The 20,020-nt window shown below is 59.3% G+C and carries 14 protein-coding genes and 2 pseudogenes; 12 read left to right on the top strand and 4 right to left on the bottom strand.

All coding sequences use genetic code 11. The annotated features are described in order from the left end of the window. Window positions 1-47 precede the first annotated feature (47 nt). Window positions 48-3,146 (top strand): adenylate/guanylate cyclase domain-containing protein, encoded by a 3,099-nt coding sequence (locus B5525_RS34070; RefSeq protein WP_244567678.1) that lies wholly within the window; start codon window positions 48-50, stop codon window positions 3,144-3,146. A gap of 292 nt (window positions 3,147-3,438) precedes the next feature. Here the strand turns inward: B5525_RS34070 and B5525_RS34065 are convergent. Further along, window positions 3,439-3,693 (bottom strand): annotated as a pseudogene (locus tag B5525_RS34065) (SDR family NAD(P)-dependent oxidoreductase); the annotation flags it as partial. 276 nt (window positions 3,694-3,969) lie between these two features. On the opposite strand from B5525_RS34065, the gene B5525_RS34060 reads away from it, so the two are divergent. Beyond that, window positions 3,970-4,866 (top strand): LysR family transcriptional regulator, encoded by an 897-nt coding sequence (locus tag B5525_RS34060; RefSeq protein WP_079574156.1) that lies wholly within the window; start codon window positions 3,970-3,972, stop codon window positions 4,864-4,866. 480 nt (window positions 4,867-5,346) lie between these two features. On the opposite strand, the gene B5525_RS34055 is transcribed toward B5525_RS34060, so the two are convergent. Next, window positions 5,347-6,024, bottom strand: a complete 678-nt coding sequence (locus B5525_RS34055; RefSeq protein WP_079570213.1) for a pyridoxamine 5'-phosphate oxidase family protein — start codon at window positions 6,022-6,024, stop codon at window positions 5,347-5,349. A 118-nt stretch (window positions 6,025-6,142) separates the two neighbouring features. Further along, window positions 6,143-7,645 carry a PLP-dependent aminotransferase family protein gene (locus B5525_RS34050; RefSeq protein ID WP_079570211.1) on the bottom strand — a complete coding sequence of 501 codons (1,503 nt, stop codon included), beginning with the start codon at window positions 7,643-7,645 and terminating at the stop codon, window positions 6,143-6,145. Window positions 7,646-7,991: 346 nt separating this feature from the next. Here B5525_RS34050 and B5525_RS34045 point away from each other — a divergent pair, with 346 nt between their 5' ends. From B5525_RS34045 to B5525_RS44810, 10 genes and pseudogenes are all read left to right on the top strand, one after another. Further along, window positions 7,992-9,560 (top strand): ABC transporter substrate-binding protein, encoded by a 1,569-nt coding sequence (locus B5525_RS34045; protein WP_079570210.1) that lies wholly within the window; start codon window positions 7,992-7,994, stop codon window positions 9,558-9,560. 64 nt (window positions 9,561-9,624) lie between these two features. Next, entirely contained in the window at window positions 9,625-10,602 is a 978-nt protein-coding gene (locus B5525_RS34040) for a carbohydrate ABC transporter permease (RefSeq protein ID WP_244567677.1), read from the top strand. Further along, window positions 10,599-11,459, top strand: a complete 861-nt coding sequence (locus B5525_RS34035) for a carbohydrate ABC transporter permease (protein ID WP_079570206.1) — start codon at window positions 10,599-10,601, stop codon at window positions 11,457-11,459. Before B5525_RS34040 ends, B5525_RS34035 begins: the two co-directional genes overlap by 4 nt. Further along, window positions 11,456-12,553 (top strand): ABC transporter ATP-binding protein, encoded by a 1,098-nt coding sequence (locus B5525_RS34030; protein WP_079570204.1) that lies wholly within the window; start codon window positions 11,456-11,458, stop codon window positions 12,551-12,553. Before B5525_RS34035 ends, B5525_RS34030 begins: the two co-directional genes overlap by 4 nt. Window positions 12,554-12,564: 11 nt before the next feature. Next, entirely contained in the window at window positions 12,565-13,683 is a 1,119-nt protein-coding gene (locus B5525_RS34025; protein ID WP_244567676.1) for an ABC transporter ATP-binding protein, read from the top strand. A gap of 186 nt (window positions 13,684-13,869) precedes the next feature. Next, window positions 13,870-14,607, top strand: coding sequence for a type 1 glutamine amidotransferase (locus tag B5525_RS34020; protein WP_079570202.1), 738 nt, complete (start codon window positions 13,870-13,872; stop codon window positions 14,605-14,607). Between the two features lie 34 nt (window positions 14,608-14,641). Then, complete coding sequence (locus tag B5525_RS34015; RefSeq protein WP_079570201.1) at window positions 14,642-16,027, top strand: glutamine synthetase family protein; 1,386 nt, start codon at window positions 14,642-14,644, stop codon at window positions 16,025-16,027. Further along, window positions 16,027-17,469: an amidase family protein gene (locus B5525_RS34010; RefSeq protein ID WP_079570199.1), complete on the top strand. Its 1,443-nt coding sequence runs from the start codon at window positions 16,027-16,029 to the stop codon at window positions 17,467-17,469. Before B5525_RS34015 ends, B5525_RS34010 begins: the two co-directional genes overlap by 1 nt. Before the next feature lie 288 nt (window positions 17,470-17,757). After that, on the top strand, window positions 17,758-18,408 hold the full coding sequence (locus B5525_RS34005) for a helix-turn-helix domain-containing protein (RefSeq protein ID WP_244567675.1): 651 nt from the start codon (window positions 17,758-17,760) through the stop codon (window positions 18,406-18,408). A 5-nt stretch (window positions 18,409-18,413) separates the two neighbouring features. After that, window positions 18,414-18,536, top strand: a pseudogene (locus tag B5525_RS44810) (IS110 family transposase); the annotation flags it as partial. Window positions 18,537-19,148: 612 nt separating this feature from the next. On the opposite strand, the gene B5525_RS34000 reads toward B5525_RS44810, so the two are convergent. Then, window positions 19,149-19,955: an alpha/beta fold hydrolase gene (locus B5525_RS34000; RefSeq protein WP_079570197.1), complete on the bottom strand. Its 807-nt coding sequence runs from the start codon at window positions 19,953-19,955 to the stop codon at window positions 19,149-19,151. Between the last annotated feature and the right edge of the window lie 65 nt (window positions 19,956-20,020).

Here is a 20,020-nt window from a genome sequence, read left to right as displayed (position 1 = left end):
CTGCCAAGCCGGTATCTCCAGGTGCCGAGCGTCGGCAACTCACGGTCATGTTCTGCGACCTCGTTGGCTCAACCGCGCTCGCGTCACGGCTTGATCTGGAAGACCTGCGCGAGGTGATCGGCGACTACCACAAAGACGTTGAGAGGGTGGTGGGCCGCTTCGATGGCTTCGTCGCCAAGTATATGGGCGACGGGGTATTGGCCTACTTCGGCTACCCGCAGGCACATGAGGACGACGCCGAGCGGGCGATTCGCGCGGGTCTGGAAATTGTGACGACCGCGCGGCTGGTGCAGGTTGCGCCGGGCGGGAGACTGCGGGTGCGGGTCGGGATTGCCACAGGCCTCGTCGTTGTGGGCGATCTTGTCGGTGCCGGCGAAGCCCACGAGCGCGGTGTTGTGGGTGAGACGCCCAACCTCGCGGCACGCCTGCAAACCCTGGCGGAACCAGGCAGCGTCGTAATCGCCGCAAGCACGCACAAGCTGACAGGGGAGATCTTTGAGTACGAGGAACTCGGCGAGGTGGAGCTAAAAGGCTTCGTCGCGCCAGTGGCCGCGTGGCGCGTACGAGGCGAAGGCGCAGTCGAAAGCCGGTTCGAGGCTTTGCATTCGGCCGCCGCCCTCGCCCCGCTCGTCGGACGCGGGGAGGAGATTCAGCTGCTGCTCCGGCGCTGGACACAGGCGAAGGAGGGTGAAGGGCGGGTCGTGTTGCTCACGGGCGAGCCGGGTATTGGAAAGTCGCGCCTGAGCGTTGCGCTCGAAGAGCGGCTGCTCGATGAGCCGCACGTCCGATTGCGCTACTTCTGCTCGCCATACCACCAGGACAGCGCTCTCCACCCGACAATCGTGCAGCTCGAACGAGCCGCCGGGTTTGAGCGGGACGACACGCCCGAGACCAAGCTTCACAAGCTAGAGGCGCTGCTCACACGGACTTCGTCGCCAATCGCGGACGTGATCCTCCTTGCCGAATTGCTGAACATTCCCGGCGGCGATCTGTACGCCCCACGCCAACTCAATCCGCAGCGAAAGAAGGAGGAGACATTCGAGGCGCTGCTCCGGCAACTCGTAGCCTTGGCCCAGCACCAGCCGGTCTTGATGATCTCCGAGGATGTGCACTGGATCGACCCCAGCTCGCGCGAGCTGTTGGATCGCGTAATAGACCGCGCGGCAGGACTACCAATGCTGCTTTTGATTACCTTCCGGCCTGAGTTTCAGCCGCCATGGAGCGGACGATCGCACGTGACGATGTTGGCACTCAGCCGGCTGGACCGGCGCCAGGGCGCGATGCTCGTGCAGCGGGTCGCAGGCAACAAGGCTCTGCCCGCCGATACGGTGGAAGAGATCGTCACGCGCACCGACGGCGTGCCGCTCTTTGTCGAAGAGTTGACAAAAGCTGTTTTGGAGGCCCACGCGGGCGGAAGCAACGCCGAAGGCGCGCTCGCTGGGCCATCCACATCAGCGCTCGCCCTGCCGGCGACGCTGCACGCGTCCCTGCTGGCGCGGCTCGACCGGCTCGGGCCGGCTGCCAAACAGGTGGCACAGACCGGAGCGGTCATCGGCCGTGAGTTTTCTTACGAGTTGCTCGGCGCCGTCGCCGGCCGAAACGATCGGGAGCTTCAGAGCGAACTGGCTCGGCTCGTCACTTCCGAACTGGTGTTCCAACGCGGAGCGCCGCCGGAGTCCGTTTACACCTTCAAGCACGCTCTGGTGCAGGATGCCGCCTACAGCACGCTTCTGCGCAGCGATCGGCAGCAGCTGCATGCACGCATCGCCGAAGTCGTGGAGCGGCGCTTTTCCGAGCGGGTCGCGCGTGAGCCTGAACTCCTGGCACATCATTTGACGGAAGCTCGCCAGATCGAGCGTGCCATCGGCTATTGGCTAAAAGCCGGCGAGCGCGCCGCCGAACGCTCGGCCAATCTCGAAGCCATCCGGCATCTGACCAGGGGGTTGGAAGCATTGAAAACGCTTCCGGAAAGCCTAGAGCGGGATCGGCGGGAACTCTCATTTCAAATCGCGGTCGGCACACCCCTGATCGCCGTGCACGGCTACTCCGCGGCGCAAACGGGCGCCGCCTACAGCCGGGCACGTGTTCTCTGCGAGCGTCTCGGCGAGGCGGAGCCTCTCGTCGCGCCCCTCAGCGGCGAGTTCGTCTATTACTTCGTGCGCGGCGACTATCGCATGATGCGGCGACTGACCGATGAGGCTCGGCAGGTATCCGAACGCCTGCCGAATCCGGTGATTGGCCTTGCCAGCCACCGCTTGGCCGGGATCACGGCCATGCACTTCGGGGCATTTCCCGAGGCACGGTCCGAGTTCGAGGCGATCCTGCAGCTGTACGACGCGCGCCAGCATCGATCACAGCCGGTGCACTACGTTCACGATCCGCAGGTCTCGGCGCTCACCTATCTCGCGCCCGTCCTCTGGATCCTCGGCTTTCCCGAACAAGCGCGTCGTTCGAGTAACGAGGCGTTCCGCCGCGCGGCGGAGTTGGATCAGGCGAACCTAACAGCGCACGTCCACAATTTCGCCGGCGCGGGCTTGGACGAACTCCTCGGCGATGTCCCGGGCGTGCGAGCCCATGCCGAAGCGATCGTTGAGCTGGCCGATCGGCACAGCCTGGGCTACTGGCGCGTGAATGGCCTGATTCTTCGCGGCTGGGCGATGGTGCAGCAGGGTGCCACAGAGGCAGGCATCGCGCTTATGCGCCAGAATGCTGCTGATCGCGCAGCACTCGGCGTCGGTTGGTATCAAGCCCGGTATCTCTGCATGCTCGCTGCGGCCTACGCGCGAGTTGGGCAGGCCGAACCGGGGCTGCGCGCCATCGCCGAGGCGAAGGCCCTCGTCGCGGCCAATGACGAACACATGTGGGAGGGTGAGCTCGACCGCATCGAGGGGGAGCTCAAGCACGTGCAAGGTGCATCGGCCACTGAGATCGAAACCTGCTTTGCGCGGGCCATAGCGATAACCCGCACACAAGGCGCCAGGTCGCTCGAACTCCGCGCCACCCGCGACTTGGCGCGCCTCTGGCATGATCTGGGGCGGCACAGTGACGCCTGCGCGCTACTCGCGCCCGCCTTCGGCTGGTTCACTGAGGGCTTCGAAACCGCCGATCTAAGAGCTACAAAGGCGTTGCTCGACGAGCTGACCTGAGGAGTATAATTGGATTTACGCCGTCATAGTCGACGCTCTCGACATGGAGCTTCAGAACGCGGCCACTGAAGCCGAATTGAAGCGAAGGGGCGCTGGGATCGCCTGCATTGTGGAACAGCTTACAAAGCGCGCGATATTGCCGCCGACCATCAATCAATAGGGGTGGGGTGCTCAAATCTCTAGGCGCTTTTCCCTGCGGACCGGTGGTCCTGGTTCATACGCAAAATTTCCGGCTGCCAATCCGAAAAGCCCACCTTGGGACGACGTCCGATACACGTCTGTTTTCGGGAGGATACAGGATGTCGATCCTGCCCTTTTCCCGCTTGACCGTGTCGAACAGACGGTCGAGGTCGTCGAGATTGGCCGCGTCGCCGCGCACGCCGGTCACGTTCCGGCCGATCAGTTTGACGGCCTGGTCCAGCGCCTCCTGTTTCCGGCCCGTGATGAAAACATAGGCGCCTTCTTCAACGAACCGCTGGGCGCTCGCCAGCGCCATGCCGCTCGATCCACCCGTGATGACTGCAACCTTACCTTCAAGCTTTCCCATGACTGCTTCCTTCCAGGCTTCCGTCTCTAATCGTTTGGGGACGCCCCCGAGAACCTCGACATAGGTCCGCCGGGGTCAGGCGTTGAGTGTGGAAAAGCGCACATCGGTGGTGCGAAAACGATCCGGGTGACGATTGATGCCGGCCGCGATGATCGGTGGTTGCCGGTCGGAATTGGGCCGGGCTCGTCGCCCCAAGCTATGATTTCCGCCAATACTGCTATACGATCCGTTAGATACGGGCTTTGGAAGGCGCACCGCGTGGTGCTGGATTGCACCATGATCGACTGGGATGACATTCGCTACTTTCTTGCCGTCTCGCGCGGAGGCTCTGTTCGGGCTGCCGCCAAGAGCCTTGGTGTGAACCACGCGACCGTGCTGCGACGCATCGCCCAGCTTGAGGAACGTCTTGGGGCGCTCATGTTCGAAAAGCTGCCTGCGGGCTACCGCCTGACGGCTGCGGGCGAGGAGGTCCTCGAACTCGCGAAGCAGATGGAAGCGTCGTCGCTTAAATTGGAGACGCGCGTCTTGGGTCGCGACCAGAGCGTGCGCGGACTTCTGCGGGTGACATTGGCACCCACCCTCGCGACACACCTGCTGATGCCGGACCTCGCCGATTTCGCGCGTCAGCATCCGGACATCGAGATGGAAATCCTGGCGTCCGGCGAGTTGGCAAATCTGACCAACCGGGAGGCCGATGTCGCGATCCGCGTCGTCTACGACCGCAAAACCCTGCCGCTCAATCTTCATGGCCTGAAGGGACCGGAGCTGTTCGGCGGCGTCTACATGTCCCGCGATCGACTGGCCGCGTGGCGTGCGGGCGCGCCGGACCCCATCCGGTGGATCGTGATAAGCATTTATGGCATCCCGGAATGGGCCCGCGAGGGTGAGGTTCGTGCCACAGGAGTTCCGTTCAGGACCACGGACGGCGAGGCGCAGATCGTTGCAGTACGGCAAGGGCTCGGGATGACGACACTGCCGTGCTTCGTCGGAGATGCCGACCCCCTATTGGTGAGGGTGTCGGGCACCGACCTGCACATGCATGGAACGCTCTGGCTTCTCACACAGGGGGAGACACGCAAGACGAAGCGCGTGCGGCTCTTCACGGAGTTCGTATCCCGCAGTCTCGCCGCGCACGCTCCGCTTCTCGCGGGGCTGTCCGTATCGCGCGACTGACGTGCGGCAGGTCGCCGGCGACGCTTGCCGTGGAAAAGTGCCGGCAAGCGGACATCCCCAGCGTACGACTTGGGATTTCCTGAGTCACGGCACCGTTGGCGCCCTCTCAAAGACTCAGGGATATTACGAGGCGAGTCTAGGGAGGCGTTTGTTGCGGGTCCGGGATTTGAACCTTTCTCGCGTCCGGGCCGAATGTTCTGCGACCACCGGGCTTGCAACCGCCATTCTGACAACGGGAAATTCTGTAATGATCTCAATGGGCCAAAAATGCCGAAAATGTCAGAATGGCCGCTGAAACACTACAATATTTCTAGACTTCCAAGCTGAATATACCCCGGCCGTTACCTCAAATGGCTACCATCAGCGAATGTCGGTATCGGTGGTTGCGAGTCCCCCCGCAACCAAGATTGATACTAAGAACCCAGCAATCTAAACGGATTATTGGGTTTTTGTTTTCAAGGTCGAATCGTCAGGCAGGGCCTATTTCAGATAGCGAAAGTTCTTGATGAAGCTTGGCATTTCGATGCCTTTCCGCAGCTTCGGATCAGGAACGGGCGGAAGCTGTACCAGCCGCAGTCCGACTGATCCGGCCCACCTGTTGGAAATGCAATCTTCTGGCTCCTCATCGGGAAGACCGTCGCTAACCTTAGCCGATACCTCATCCAGTTTCATTCGGATCACCTTGGTCGCCTTCCATTCCTGCTCGGCTGGCTTTCGGGCATAGTCCCAAAGACCTGGTGCCAGCCTGTCGGTAAAGATCTCGAGCGCATGACGCTTGACCTCGTCCTCACAGAATTCCGCCTTCCCGAACGCCATCACTGAACGGAAATTGACGTTGTGGTTGAATGCCGCGCGGGAGAAGACGATCCCATCCAAATGCGTGACGCTGAAGCAGACTGGAATGCCTTCCTGATGCGTTTTCAGCATCCGGCTGGCAGAGGAGCCATGCCAATAAATGTAGTCATCAATACGCCAGTGATTGGTCGGCGTCACATAAGGCATCGAGTCGATCACATAGCCGATCTGGCAGACGATACCAGCGTCGATAATCGCATTGATCGTATCTCGATCGTACTTGGCTAACCAATGATACCTCTTCAGCCGTGTCCGCTCGCTCGATGGTTCCACGGGCTTGGAAGCTTCATTGCTGGCATTCATCTTGTTCTACACCACCATCACGGGCCGATTCCCGCGAAACTGATATACCTAGAACACGGTCCGCCCCTTGGAGCCATTTACAAAAAATGAACGGGGCCAATTGATGCCGAGCTCATTATTAAGTCGCAAGCACGGGATTTATTGTCGTTCTTAGTTTGGACAAGCGCGCGAGTCCCTGTTCGATTTCGTCGACGTTGTAAGCTGAAAAGCCAAGCAGAAGCCCCTGACGTTTCGTTCGACCTGCGTAGTAGGGTGACAGCGGACGGAGCACAACGCCATAGTCCATAGCTTTGCGCGCGATCTCCTGATCGTCAGCGGCCTGGTCGAGCGGTATGATGACGTGCATGCCGGTGTCGGTTGAAGAAAGACGAAGCCCATTGTCGAAAATTTCGTTTAGTCCACCAATCAGCCTAACCTGGCGCGCTCTATAAAGGCTCCGCATCCGTCGGATATGGGCGACGAACAGACCACGGTGCATGAATTCCGAAAGCACCATTTGCTCAATGAGCGAGGCGTGGCGATCGACCACCGCCCGCGCCTTGGCAAAGGGTTCGGCAAGATCGGGCGGCACCACGACGTAGCCTAAGCGGAATGACGGAAGCAGAATCTTCGAGAACGTCCCCAGATGGATGGTGCGTTGTCCAATGTCCAGCCCGTGAATCGAGGTTGGGGTATGACCGACATAACGAAATTCGTTATCGTAATCATCTTCGACGATCCAGGCGCCGCAACGGCTCGCGAGTTCGATGAGGGCAGAGCGTCGTTGGAGCGAAAGCGTTGCGCCCAAGGGATAGTGACGCGAAGACGACGTAAAAATCAGGCGCGGCGATGGGTGTTTGGCAAGTGCCTCTTCGATGCAGAGGCCTTGGTCATCGACCTCGACAGGACACAGCGAAGCGCCATTGCCCTTAAAAATCGAACGGGTGCCGACATACCCGGGCTCTTCGAGCCAGACCGGATCGCCAGGGTCGAACAGCATGCGGCTGACCAGATCAAGACTCTGCTGGGAACCCGTGGTGATAATGATCTGCTCAGACGTGCAGGTCATACCGCGGAAGATGTTGAGATGCCGCGCAATAGCCCGCCGCAGGGGCTCGTAACCAGCATTGGATGTATCGGCGAGAATCTCACCGCGAAGCCGACCCGACGTCTCGTTTAGCAGGCGTAGCCAGGTTTTGATCGGAAACTCGCGCAGATCCGGAAGGTCCGGCATGAATGTCGTGGGACGTTCCGGGAAAGCATCCGTGGCCGACGCCGTAAGGCTCTTACCCCTGCGTGACAACGATCTGAACGGATATCGTTGTCCCACGGATGAAGTCTTTGTTTCAAGTGGCGACCGACCATGCCCGCCGGTGGGCTCCAGCACATAAGTCCCGTCGCCAATACGGCTGGACAAGAAGCCCTCATCGATGAGTCGATCGAACGCCTGCAAGATCACGTTGCGCGATACGCCGATCTCCTCGGCGAAAACGCGAGTCGACGGCAACTTAATGCCGGCCGGTATGCGTCCACTCTCAATAGCACCGCGCAGGTGGTCGGCGATCTGCTGATACTTTGGAAGAGCAGAGCCGTCTTCCAATTGAAATCCGATCAACGATCCAGTGACTGCTGTCTTAGACATCAAGAAAATCCCACCGTATCAATCTCGTCGATCGTGCTTTCCCCGCAAATCGGCGGCGAGTACAAATTGATTGGTACCGATCTTAAAATCAAAATGGCTCTGCTCGCTGTTTGTTGTTTCGCTTAACGTTGACTTCACAAGATGAGCTAAGGGCCTGTCGCAAGCAACTTATTTTGCTTTGATCGAGAGCGATCCGGCACGGCGCCCGAAGCGTAGCTGTTGCTCGGCCGAAAGTGTTCCGGCCGGGATAATCAAATGGGCGCATTCGCCGGGATGTGTGATGATTTGAGCATGTTGCCACTAAGTTGTGCAAACCACTATCGGAAGTCTATCGACAGGGGATGACATGAACCGCAACGTTGATGAGATCAAAACTACGATTGGAAAGTATGAGGCCGGCGAAATCGATCGACGCAGTTTCGTGCGTTCGCTGACCATGCTTGGCGTCTCGACGTTTGTCGCCAACGCCGTGCTGCAGTCGCCACTCGGAGCGTCGAAGGCGTTCGCAGCCATCGGCGGATCGGAAGAGAGGGCGTGGGCGCTCGCCAAGGAAGCGGCCGCGAAGGCAACCAAGAAGACGCTGACGTTGTTGATCCCGACCGGTTCGATCGGCAACATGACGCCCTATGTCGAGAAGTGGAAGAACGAGCTGGGCATCACGCTGGAGTTCATCGAGGAGCCCGATGAAGTCGTTCATACCAAGGGCATGCAGGAGGCTGTTGCCAAGACCGGCCGCTACGACGTGATGATGCCGACGGCGATGTCCTATCCGGACTGGATCGACTCTGGTGTCATTTTCGATCTGACGGACTGGGTCGAGAAGCACAACCCCGAAATCTTCGATAAGGAATGGGGAGTCGTCTTTCCCGCTAGTCATCATGCCCAACTCTATAACGGTCGCGTCGCCGGACTTCTGAACGACGGTGATCAGATCACGCTATTGTGCCGCGACGATCACCTGAAGAATCCGACCAAAATGAAGGCGTTTGCCGACAAATTCGGCTATCCGCTGGGCGTACCGAAGACCTGGGGTGAGTATTACAATCTTGCACAATTCATGCATGACCCCGCCAACAAGTTCTACGGCAGTCTGGAATATCGGTCGCGCTACTATGTCAAATGGATGTTCATGCAGCGGCTGATCTCGAAGGGACGGCTGTACTTCGACCAGGATATGAATCCGACGTTTAATTCGGATGAAGGTCTGGCCGCCCTGGAAGATATGCTGGCGGTCAATCAGTATCTTCATCCCGATGCGTTCAGCTTCATCTGGTCGTCGAACTACAATTCGTTCGGCCGTGGCGAGGGCTTCATGAATATTGTCTGGCCGTCGGGCTTCAAATATTCGAAGGCGCCGTCGACCGGACCGGCTACGACAGGCAAAATTGCTGCCACGGTCATGCCGGCCGATAAGCTCAAGGACGGCAGTCTGCTCTATGCGGGTCTATTCTGTTGGGGCTACGGCTACGCGGTCTCCAAGTATTCGGCGAATCCCGAGCTCGCTTACGCTTACGCCCAGTGGATGACGTCGCCGACCATCTCAGCTGATGCCATTCCGTATCTTGGCGGCTATTCCGATCCCTACCGCAAGAACCATATGCTGGCCCCCACGCAGCGGTTGAAGGATGCGTATTCGCCGGAATACCTGCAGACCCTGTACGACAACATGGTCAACACCGTGCCTGACTTCTGTCTACCGGGTGGATTCGAATACCAGGACGCACTCGACAAGGAGGTGCATGCCTGCATGACCGGAGACAAGAAGCCGAAGGTCGCGCTCGACGACGCTTCACGTGCGTTTGACCGCATTACCCGCCGTATCGGCAAGGACAAGGTGAAGCAGTCCTGGCTGGCGCTCACAAAGAATCTCGCCGAGCCGATCAGAAAAGCCAGTGGCGCGAGCAAGTGGAGCTGAGTTTTCATCAACAACGTTCACCGGTGCCGTTTTGCGCCGGTGAACGTTACCCGGATCCGCCACGGTGAACGAATTGAGCGAGTTGCGGGTAGCATCGGGCAGTTCCGACCTCACGCGAGAGGACGTGCAGGAGGTTACCTCGGCGCGCGGCAGCCTGCCTAGCAACCGGCTTGGACAGCTTTTGATGCTTCCCGGCCAGATTGTCTCGCTATTAGTGCTGGTCGTTCCGCTTGCTGTCGCCTTTTACATGAGCTTCACCGACTGGACGCCAACCCACGGCTCGTTATGGCAGGCGACGCTCGTGGGACTCGACAACTACAAGGAACTGCTGGTTTACGACACGAGGTTCGTTGAGGCGGTCGTGCGCACCTTACTTATCTCGACGGTCTGCTTGGCGTTGGAATTCGTATTGGGTCTTTCGTTGGCGGTGTTGTTTCTTCGCGAATTCAGGGGCAAGGCAATCCTGTTTTCAGCCTTTCTGACGCCGATGATGATCCTTCCCGTTGTGGTCGGCTATACCTTCTGGATGCTGTTCCAGTCGAACGGCCCGATCAATCAATTGTTGATGCTTGTCTTTGGATCAGGGGCAGGGCCGCAATGGTTCAGGAGCGCGCCGCTCGCCATCTCGGCGGTCATCATCACGGAAGTCTGGCATTGGACACCGCTGTTCTTTCTGATCCTGCTATCCGGGCTGAATGCAATACCGGAAAATCCAGTGCGTGCCGCGGTAATCCTCGGGGCCACGCCGCGTCAGGTATTCTGGCGGATCGTGCTGCCTATGCTCAAGCCGGTCATCATCGTTGCTTTTGTCATACGCACGATGGAAATCGTAAAACTGTTCGACGAGGTGTTCATGCTGACACGCGGTGGACCGGGAACGTCGACCGAGACCATTAGCCTCTACATCTACAAGCTCGCGTTCGCGGACTTTCAACTTGCCTACGGTGCCGCTGCGGCCTTTCTCGTTCTTCTCGGTACCCTTGTCTTGATCCACTTATTGCTTGCGCCGATCCGCAACCAACTGCTGGAGGTGAGGCGATGACGGGACGCAAGCTCACTTGGCCGCTAGCATTTGTATTGTTCGGCGCATTGATCGTCAGTCTTTTTCCGGTATTCTGGATCGTCATGACCTCGATTAAGCCGCCGACGGATTGGAACGCCTCGCCGGCGATCTGGCTTCCATCGCATCCCACCCTGGTCAATTTCAAGACGCTGTTCGACCCGGACGCGATCCGCGCCTATGGCGTCGGCGGCGTAAGCCAAGCCGCAACAAATTCAGTGTTCGGCTCCCTTCTGGCCTCGGTTGTCGGAACGGCGCTATCCGTGACGATAGGCCTCTTCGCGGCTATCGGCATATCCCGGTACGCGAATGGGGGAAAGGCGACGCCTTTGATTATCCTGTCGGGACGGATGTTTCCTCCGGCGGCGATTGCGGTGCCGTTCGTCATAATCTACTCGAACGTGGGATTGATCGATACGTACCGGGGGCTGATCGCGATCTACGTTGCTGGTACGCTGCCGTTTTCGACCTGGATGCTGAAAAGCTTCGTCGATGACCTGCCTCGTGAAATCGAAGAGGCGGCCATGATTGACGGGCGGTCTCGGCTGATGGCGCATGTTTTTGTCACCATTCCACTCATTCGCGGCGGCCTGTTGGCGACGACCTTGTTTGTCTTCATTTTGAACTGGTCGGAATTCATGTTCGCGCTGGTTCTGTCCTACTCCAACGTGACGACGATCCCGGTTCAACTCGCTCGATACGTCACCGCGACGGCGGGCACGCTCTACGGTGTTCAGGCGGCGCTTGCCGTTCTGGCGATGATTCCTCTGATCCTGGCCGGCCTGCTCATCCAGTCGCATCTGGCTCGGGGAATGACGTTTGGCGCGGTGAAGCGATGACCGTCCCCAAGGTTGAGATCGTCAACCTGCGAAAGCTGTTTGGCAATGAGTCCTTCGTGGCTGTGGACGGCGTCGACTTCGCGGTCGAGGCCGGCGAAACCGTCGCCCTGCTCGGGCCCTCCGGTTGCGGCAAATCGACAACGCTCAATATGATCGTCGGCCTGGAGCAGCCAACCTCGGGCGATATCCGAATCGACGGCCGTTCGGTCATCGGTATTCCTCCCGGCAAGCGCAATGTGGGTCTGGTGTTTCAGGACTACGCTGTTTTTACCCACATGACGGTGTTCGAAAATCTAGCGTTCGGTCTGGTCATTCGTGGTCGACCCAAGGCGGAGATCGCTAAGGCAGTTCACGACGTTGCCGAATTGCTGGACATGCGGAATAGCCTCAACCTATCGGCTACCGAGCTCGGCGGCTCCGAGCTGCAGAGAGTGGCGATCGGACGGACGCTGGTAACCAAGCCGGCCATCCTGTTGCTCGACGAGCCCTTGTCGAACCTGGAGGCGTCGGCGCGCCTCGCAATGCGCCGCGAGCTGAGGCGTTTGCAGTCGGAGATTGGGCTCACAATCATCTATGTGACCCACGATCAGATCGAGGCGCTATCCCTGGCGGACCGAATTGCGGTGATGAATGCCGGAAAGCTGCAGCAAATCGAGCGGACATCGGTTATCTGCAAGAAGCCGGATCACGTCTTCGTCGCGGGGTTCATGGGCTCACCACCGATGAATCTCCTTCGTGGCGAGATTATTGGAGACGGCACGTCGTTGGGTTTCCGGCGTGACGGGCTTTTTATCCGGCTTCCTTCGAGCGAGGCGCTCGCCACCGATTACGTCGGTCAGCCGATCATTCTTGGCTTGAGACCGGAATCGCTGACGCTCGCGGCTGCCAACAACGCCACGATCTGCGGAAAGGTAGCGGTTGTTGAGCCGCGTGGACCGGAAGCCGTCGTGACCGTTGAAGCCGGCACCGTCTCGCTCAAGGCCGTTGTCCCTACCGCCGAGCGGCCCGAGGAAGGTGCCGACATCAGCCTCTTGGCTGACCCCTCGTCGTTCGTTTTCTTCAGCGGCGAAACTGGTCGCCGGCTTGCGTCTTGAGGGAGCCCGGTTTGAAGCCCTTGCGCATCGACTCCATGCTCGCTCCAGCGGCGCTCGAAGTCCGCGGACTTTGCAAAGCCTTTGGAGACAAGGCAGCCCTCTGCGATCTCGGTTTTGCGATTCCCGAGGGGGGGGTGACGGTTCTGCTGGGATCGGCAGGTGCTGGCAAGACCACCACACTTCGCTTGATCGCGGGTGTCGACCGACCGAATGCCGGCCGAGTTCTGATGCGCGGGCGCGATGTGACGGAGTGCGAGCCGAAGGATCGAGATATCGCGATGATCTTCGACAACCTCGCCCTTTACCCGAACAAGACAGGATTTGCCAACATCGCCAGCTCACTGACCATTCGCGGCACGGCGAAGGCAGAGATCGAGCAGCGGGTAGCGGAAGTCTCGAGCAGGTTGCGGATAGCTCACGTGCTCAATCGCCTGCCCAAAACCATGAGCGGCGGAGAGCGGCAGCGGGTAGCATTGGGACGAGCGCTGATCCGCAAGCCGGCTCTTTTCCTGCTGGACGAGCCCTTGTCCAGTCTTGACGCGATGTTGCGTATCGAATTGCGCGCCGAGCTCAAGCGATTGCAGCGCGATCTTGGTGCGACATTCCTACTCGCCACGCCGGACTTCGCCGAAGCGATGGCGGTCGCCGATACCGTCGTCATGTTGCGGGCCGGTCACATCGTGCAGATCGCGACGGCTCAATTGCTGTATGATGATCCCGCGGACCGGGAGGTGGCGAGATTTGTCGGCTCGCCGGAAATCAATCTGCTGAAGGCATTTTATGAACCCGGAATCCTCGGGTCGATCCGGGTTGCCGGAGCGTCGTTCGCCGGGCTGACAAAACTGCGAAATGCGCTTCCCAAAGCCGGCGGCCCATTCGAGATCGGCATTCGCCCGGAGCATTTGAAATTGTTGCCGCCAGAAGAAGCGCCGATCAAGGCCAGAGTTTTCGACATCGAACCGCTCGGCCTGAAATCAATGGTAACGGTCATAAACGAGGGGTCTGAGATGCGCCTGATTGTCGATACCGATGTCGCTGGTCGATATGGTGCCGGCGATGTGGTGGGACTTGACCTGGTCGATCGAGGCCTCCTGGCTTTCGATGCCGTCTCCGGCGTCCGACTGGGTTGAAAGCAAGCAAAGGCGTTCAGCGATGATGGCTTTTCCTCAAACATTCAAGACGGCCTTTCAACCCGCTGGCACCGAGGTCAAGATCAGGATGATGGAAACGATGAGAGCAGTAAAGAACGCTACAACCGATTGGCGCCCGACCACTAACCATCGGTCGACCATCTGTACAGGATGGTGACAGCAGTCATGCGCATTTTGGTTTTTCAGCACGTCGCCGTCGAGCATCCTGGAGTATTCCGGGAGCTGTGGTCGCGAGGCGGCCATTCTCTGAAGCAGATCGAACTCGACGAAGGTGACCGGATTCCCGATCTGTTGCCTTATGATCTGCTGGTCGTGATGGGCGGGCCGATGGATGTCTGGCAGGAGGATATCCATCCATGGCTGGTGCCGGAAAAGGCCGCGATACACCGGTGGGTGGTCGAGCTGAGGCGGCCCTATCTTGGTATTTGCCTCGGCCACCAACTGCTTGCGGAAGCTCTCGGCGGCAAAGTTACGATGATGTCGCGCCCCGAAGTTGGGATCGCCGAAGTCGAGCTTACCGCGATCGGTCGGCAGGACGCGCTCCTCGCCTGTTTCGACCGGCGCTTTGATACCTTCCAGTGGCATGGCGCGGAAGTTTCTCGGCTGCCGCAAGACGCTGTCGTTCTCGCGTCCAATGGAGCCTGCGCGGTGCAGGCGATGCGCTGGGGTCCCCATGCCTACGGCTTTCAGTATCATTGCGAGATCGTTTCGACGACCGTCGGCGACTGGGAGCGTATTCCTGCCTACAAGGCGAGTCTGATCCAGGCTCTCGGCGAGGAAGAAGCTGACAGGCTAGGGGACGTCGTCGCACGGCGGTTGCCTGACTTTCGCGGTTCCGCCGAGCTGCTCAGCCAAAATCTATTCGCGGTCATGAAGGACATGGTCGCGACGGTTCACAAATAACGTCGAAGAAGACAGACTGATACGGAGTTTAGCCATGCTGAAAGTCGTCGAAGAAGGACCTCACGATCACGCGATGCCGACACTCGCGCTATCCTCGCCGGAGGAAGCAAATGCGTTTGTCGAAAAGGTTAAATCCAGCGGCTTCGAGTTCGTCCGCTTTGAGTTGCCGGACATGGCTGGTCTCAGCCGCGGAAAGACGATCCCGGTTGGTCATATAGCCGGATATATGAAATCAGGCCTGAACCTCTATGGCGGCGCCGTCGCTCTCGACAGTTATTCGATTCCTGTGCGCGATTCCGGCTACAATGAAGAAATGAACTACCAGGACTGCGTCATGGTTGTTGACCAGGACACACTGACGCCGGTGCCCTGGCTGGAGAAAACCGGCCGCGTGATTTGCGATACGATGTGGTACGACGGACGGCTTCAAATGGCCTCGCCGCGTCTTCTGCTCAAGAAGATGCTCTCCCTTGCGGCGGCGCTCGGTTACACCGCAAAAATAGGCCACGAATACGAGTTCTATGTTGTCGATGCAAAGACCCGCGAGCCCATATTCGGAGGACAACCGATCTTCGTGACGTCTCGCACTCATCACGTGCCGGCGATCGACGACCTCATTCGCGTTCTGCAGAGTCAGGGTATCGATATCATCACTTACAATGTCGAGCACGGACCAGGTCAGGTCGAGATCAATTACGGTGCACTTGACGGTGTTGCCGCTTCCGACCGGGCTTTCGTGTTCAAGGGTACCGTCAAGGAATATCTTATCAAACACGGTTTGCTCGCGACGTTCATGACCAAGCCTTACAAGGGGTTATCGGGAAGTTGCTCGCATTTCCATATCTCGCTCCTCGATAGCAAAACGGGATCGAACGCTTTCCTCGATCCCGAAGATGAGAACGGAATGTCGGAGACGTTTAAACGCTTCATTCAAGGGGTGCTGGATCATATGCCCGCGGCGATGGCGGTTTGGAATCCCACGCCTAACTGCTATCGCCGGATTCGTCCCAAGACCTACGCGCCATCGAATGTTTCCTGGGGCGTACAGGACCGTTCCGCCAGCGTTCGGGTAAAGGCAAGCCGTGACCAATCGACTCACATGGAGGTCCGTGTCCCATCGGCCATGTCAAATCCTTATCTTGTGGCCGCCACGACGATAGCAGCGGGGTTGCTCGGCATCGAGCAGCAACGGCAATTGATGCCGGCCGGCACCGGTCCCAAGGAAGACGACGACCGCTACGCCAAGCTTCCGACCGAAATGCACGATGCTCTCGACGCATTTGAATCTGATACCGCGCTCCGGGAAATGCTGGGTGAGGAATTCGTGAAGGTGTACCTTTCGATGAAGCGGCAGGAGGTGGCGCGCCTAAGAGATGAAATCCCGCCCGCGGAAATAAACGAGTATTTTGAGCTCTATTGATGGCAAAGACGGAAACAGTGGGCGCTCTCGGGGCTCTTTGTGCGACTCACGAAGACGATGAAATCGCCTTTCTCGACGCGCTCGCTCTCGCCAGAGCCTACATCAATCGTGACCTCTCGCCGGTCGAAGTCGCCGGTTCGCTATTGGATCGCATCGAAAGGCTCAATTCACGAATTAATGCGATTGTCCATCTCGACCGTGAGAAGACGCTTGAAATGGCGCGGGCTGCTGAGCGACGTTATGCTGCTGGAAACGTGCTCTCTCCACTGGACGGCGTTCCGGTCACGGTGAAGGACCTATCATCCATAGCAGGCTGGCCGCGAAGGCGCGGCTCACTTGCATTTGATGGGCTATCTCCCTGCGCTGAGGACACGCCGTGTGTTGCTCGTTTGCGCGAAGCCGGCGCGGTGCTTCTCGGCAAGACCGCTACTCCTGATTCTGGGTGCAAGGTTGTAACGCGGAGCGCAGTGCATGGCGTCACTCTGAATCCTTATGATCTCACGAAAACACCCGGAGGATCATCCGGAGGCGCTTCAGCTGCCCTTGCCATGGGCTTTGGCCCGCTCGCTGTCGGGAGCGACGGAGCCGGTTCGATACGTATTCCGGCGTCACTTACCAACGTCTTTGGACTGAAACCGGGCTTCGGCCGCGTGCCGGCTTTCCCGCCAGATATCGACATGCCCCATTCGGTCGTCGGTCCGATGTCGCGTTCAGTGCGGGATGCGGCCGTGATGTTGGCTGTGATGTGTCGGCCGGAGCGACGGGATCCTTTCGCCTGGCCCGTCCCGTTCTTCGTGCCGGACGACTTGGCTGATCCTGATTTGCGTGAGCTGGCCGTGGCAATCTCTCCGCGCATGGGCTGCAAGGCTCCGCTGGAAGATCGCGAGGTCGACGAACTCGTGCTCGAGGCGATACCTCCGCTCACCCGCGCCGGCGCCCGGGTCCTTGCAGAAGATCCAGCATGGCCAGTCGATCCCGTCGAACCCTTCCAGATATTCTGGGATGCCGGTTGCGCAGCGACGCTCGACGGCTTCGCCGTGGAGAAGCGGTCATTGCTCGACCCGACTATCCTGAAGGCCGCGGAAGCCGGGCGGAAGGTGACTATTTCGGCCTATCAGCGTGCGATGGAACAGAGACTCGAAATAACCGCCGCGTCGCGAGCGTTCTTCAATCGTTTCGACCTGCTTGTCTGTCCAGTCGTTGCGACTGCCGCGTGGCCTGTGGCGTACGATGTTCCCGAAGGATTTGCCGACGACGACTGGCGATGGTGTCCATACACGTTTCCCTGGAATATGACGGGACAGCCTGCGGCGTCGGTTCCGGTCGGCTTCACCGCGGCCGGACTTCCTGTCGGCGTCCAGATTGTTGGGCCGTGGGGCGGAGAAGAGAACGTTCTCCGCGCCGCCGCCGCAATAGAGCGGCGCAGGTCCATTGCCAAATGACCCCGCGGCAATTCAAGTCACGTTAGGACATCTTGCCCCAACTCGACACCGTCAAAGGTCGTCGAATGAAGACCGATCACACTTCAAATGGCCACCATCAAGGAATGTCGTGAGCGGCCCGAGACATAGGTGACATTTCGTACCGGACACATGGGTTACACTTTTCGCTTTTTTGCAAGCGGGAGGTGTGGATGCCGTGGAAAGCGAGTTCGGTTATGGAAGAACGCCTTCGCTTTGTCGCCCGCCTGCTCGACGGGGAGGCTATGACGGACGTGCCGGGAATTCGGCGTGTCCCGCAAGACCGGATACAAGATTCTCGATCGCTACAAGGAGCACGGGCTTGAGGCCCTGAGCGATCGCTCGAGGCGGCCGGTGCGCTATGCCAACCAGCTGCCGGAGCAGATCGAGAGCCTGATTGTCCGCCTCAAGGCCGAGAAGCCGCACTGGGGCGCGCGCAAGATCCGGGAATTGCTGGTCAGGAGGCTCGACGGCGATATCCGGGTTCCGGGCAAAAGTACCATCCATGCGGTCCTCGACCGCCATGGCCTGGTCAAGCGCGCCGGCGGGCCGCGCCACCGCGCGCGCGGCACGCCGCTGTCTGCGGGCACTGGACCCATTGATCTGTGGTGCGCCGACTTCAAGGGCGAGTTCAAGCTCGGCAATGGGCGGTACTGCTATCCGCTGACCGTCACCGACCATGCTTCGCGCTTCCTGCTGTTATGCGAGGCGCTCGATTCGACCCGTGAAGACACCGCTTGCACGGCCTTCGAACGGCTGTTCCGCGAGCGCGGCTTGCCATCCGCTCCGACAATGGCGTGCCCTTTGCCAGTCCCAATGCCCTGTTCAATCTCTCAAAGCTCTCGGTCTGGTGGCTCAGGCTCGGCATCGCCATCGAACGCATCAAGCCCGGCCATCCGCAAAAGCATCCCTGGGTCATGAGGCTGCTGGCCAAGAAGCCGGCCAAGCTCGTCGCCGTTGCCGTTGCCAACAAGATGGCGCGCATCGCTTGGGCGATCATGGCCAAGGGAGGATACTATCGAGCGCCGGAGCTTGCTGCAGCCGCCTGAAGAGGCTTGGCAATGGGAGCGTGAGGCGACGGCAGAGCGAGACAATCGAATTGCGAGGGTGATGATGGCGTGATGCCAAACGGTCGAGCCGTCGATTGGGACAACCCGCTTCTGGGTCATGGGCGTAAAAGCCCGTGCGAATGATTGGGACCCGATCCGCGGACTACATCAGGGCCAGCGGTCATGGTGCCGCGCAAACAGGCCGGACACATGACTTGCACCCGACCGCAAGCCGAACGTCAGATTCTTCTTGCAACGCGGGCGTCGTCCACACATGACCCCTTCTGGCGCGAAGCGGCCGTTGACGTGTGGATCGGAGATCTAGCTGGCTCTCGCTGGCTGGACCTAGATCAAGCTTCCTCATGATGGACTGGACCGACTGAGCGGGAAAAACGGAGCGCAATCAGCACTTAAGTGCGGTCGCGGTTAGCCGTGCAGTACCAAATGCTGTACCGATGCTGTTAACGGGCCTCTGCGAACGAATGATTTCCACCGTCGTTTGGCGGCCGCAGCATGTTCCCGTGTACTACGCCAATGTAGCCGGAAAGCTACGACATTTGATGATCGGTCTTGGTCCAATCGTTTTGTGAACTGAGCGTCGGAGGCCAAAATTCACGCCGCCTCAAGAATCAGGTTCGTCAGTTCGTCCGGCATGTTGACCATGATGTCGTGACCCGTTGCGATTTCGAACGTCCGCCAGGTTTTGTCGCCCCGGCATTGCGCCAAAGCCTTGTCGAAAAACGGCGACTGATAGCCTGTGAGGCGAATGAAGGTTTTCTTGGCAATCTTCTCGCGAGCGCCAGTCATCTTGATGGGCGTAAAGGACGTCCCCAAAGGGTGGGGCGTCAGCTTGGAGTTGACCCAGGCCTGGTCCTTCTCGTTCACGCCGAAAACGGAGGCGGGAGGGAAGGGGCGCGAAATATCGCCTCTATCGCGCGCAGCCAACGTTGCGGCTCTTACTGTCTCGGGCGAAGAGTTCACGAGCGTATCGCCATCGTTCGGCAGGAACGCATCGAGATAGACGATCGACGAGATCGCGGAACCGATTTGCTCGGCCACGCCCGTGATGATCAGACCAGCATATGAGTGGCCCACCAGAACGATATTATCGAGGTTCTCGAACTTGATGACGCTGACGATGTCGGTGACGTGCGTGTTGATGTCAACTTGCGCGCTGATCAAGTGAGCGCGCTCGCCCAGTCCCGTCAATGTTGGCGCGAAGACCTTGTGGCCCTGCTTTTCGAGGCGGTCGGCGACGCGCCGCCAGCACCAGCCGCCATGCCATGAGCCGTGGACGAGCACAAATGTCTTGGGCGTTGTTTGCGCGCTTGCAGGCTGCGTGCCGTTGGCGAGTGCTGCAGCTCCGAGCGCCGCAGCGGCTACAGTCAGCGCTTCGCGACGGGTTGTCTTCCCGATCATGCGATCTTCTCCATACCTGGGGGACAGAACCTTGGGGAAAGTGGAGAGCCCGACAAATTATATAT

This window comes from Bradyrhizobium erythrophlei (assembly GCF_900129505.1).
GTDB lineage: Bacteria > Pseudomonadota > Alphaproteobacteria > Rhizobiales > Xanthobacteraceae > Bradyrhizobium > Bradyrhizobium erythrophlei_D.
The sequence above is the reverse complement of the archived record's forward strand: the minus strand, read 5'-3'. Positions and strand labels throughout refer to the sequence as shown.

Bases quoted from the DNA above. Each gene is read 5' to 3' on its own strand.
- B5525_RS34070 (WP_244567678.1), top strand. From the start codon at position 48: ATGTTCTGCGACCTCGTTGGCTCAACCGCGCTCGCGTCACGGCTTGAT.
- B5525_RS34060 (WP_079574156.1), top strand. From the start codon at position 3,970: ATGATCGACTGGGATGACATTCGCTACTTTCTTGCCGTCTCGCGCGGA.
- B5525_RS34055 (WP_079570213.1), bottom strand. From the start codon at position 6,024: ATGAATGCCAGCAATGAAGCTTCCAAGCCCGTGGAACCATCGAGCGAG.
- B5525_RS34050 (WP_079570211.1), bottom strand. From the start codon at position 7,645: ATGTCTAAGACAGCAGTCACTGGATCGTTGATCGGATTTCAATTGGAA.
- B5525_RS34045 (WP_079570210.1), top strand. From the start codon at position 7,992: ATGAACCGCAACGTTGATGAGATCAAAACTACGATTGGAAAGTATGAG.
- B5525_RS34035 (WP_079570206.1), top strand. From the start codon at position 10,599: ATGACGGGACGCAAGCTCACTTGGCCGCTAGCATTTGTATTGTTCGGC.
- B5525_RS34030 (WP_079570204.1), top strand. From the start codon at position 11,456: ATGACCGTCCCCAAGGTTGAGATCGTCAACCTGCGAAAGCTGTTTGGC.
- B5525_RS34020 (WP_079570202.1), top strand. From the start codon at position 13,870: ATGCGCATTTTGGTTTTTCAGCACGTCGCCGTCGAGCATCCTGGAGTA.
- B5525_RS34015 (WP_079570201.1), top strand. From the start codon at position 14,642: ATGCTGAAAGTCGTCGAAGAAGGACCTCACGATCACGCGATGCCGACA.
- B5525_RS34010 (WP_079570199.1), top strand. From the start codon at position 16,027: ATGGCAAAGACGGAAACAGTGGGCGCTCTCGGGGCTCTTTGTGCGACT.
- B5525_RS34000 (WP_079570197.1), bottom strand. From the start codon at position 19,955: ATGATCGGGAAGACAACCCGTCGCGAAGCGCTGACTGTAGCCGCTGCG.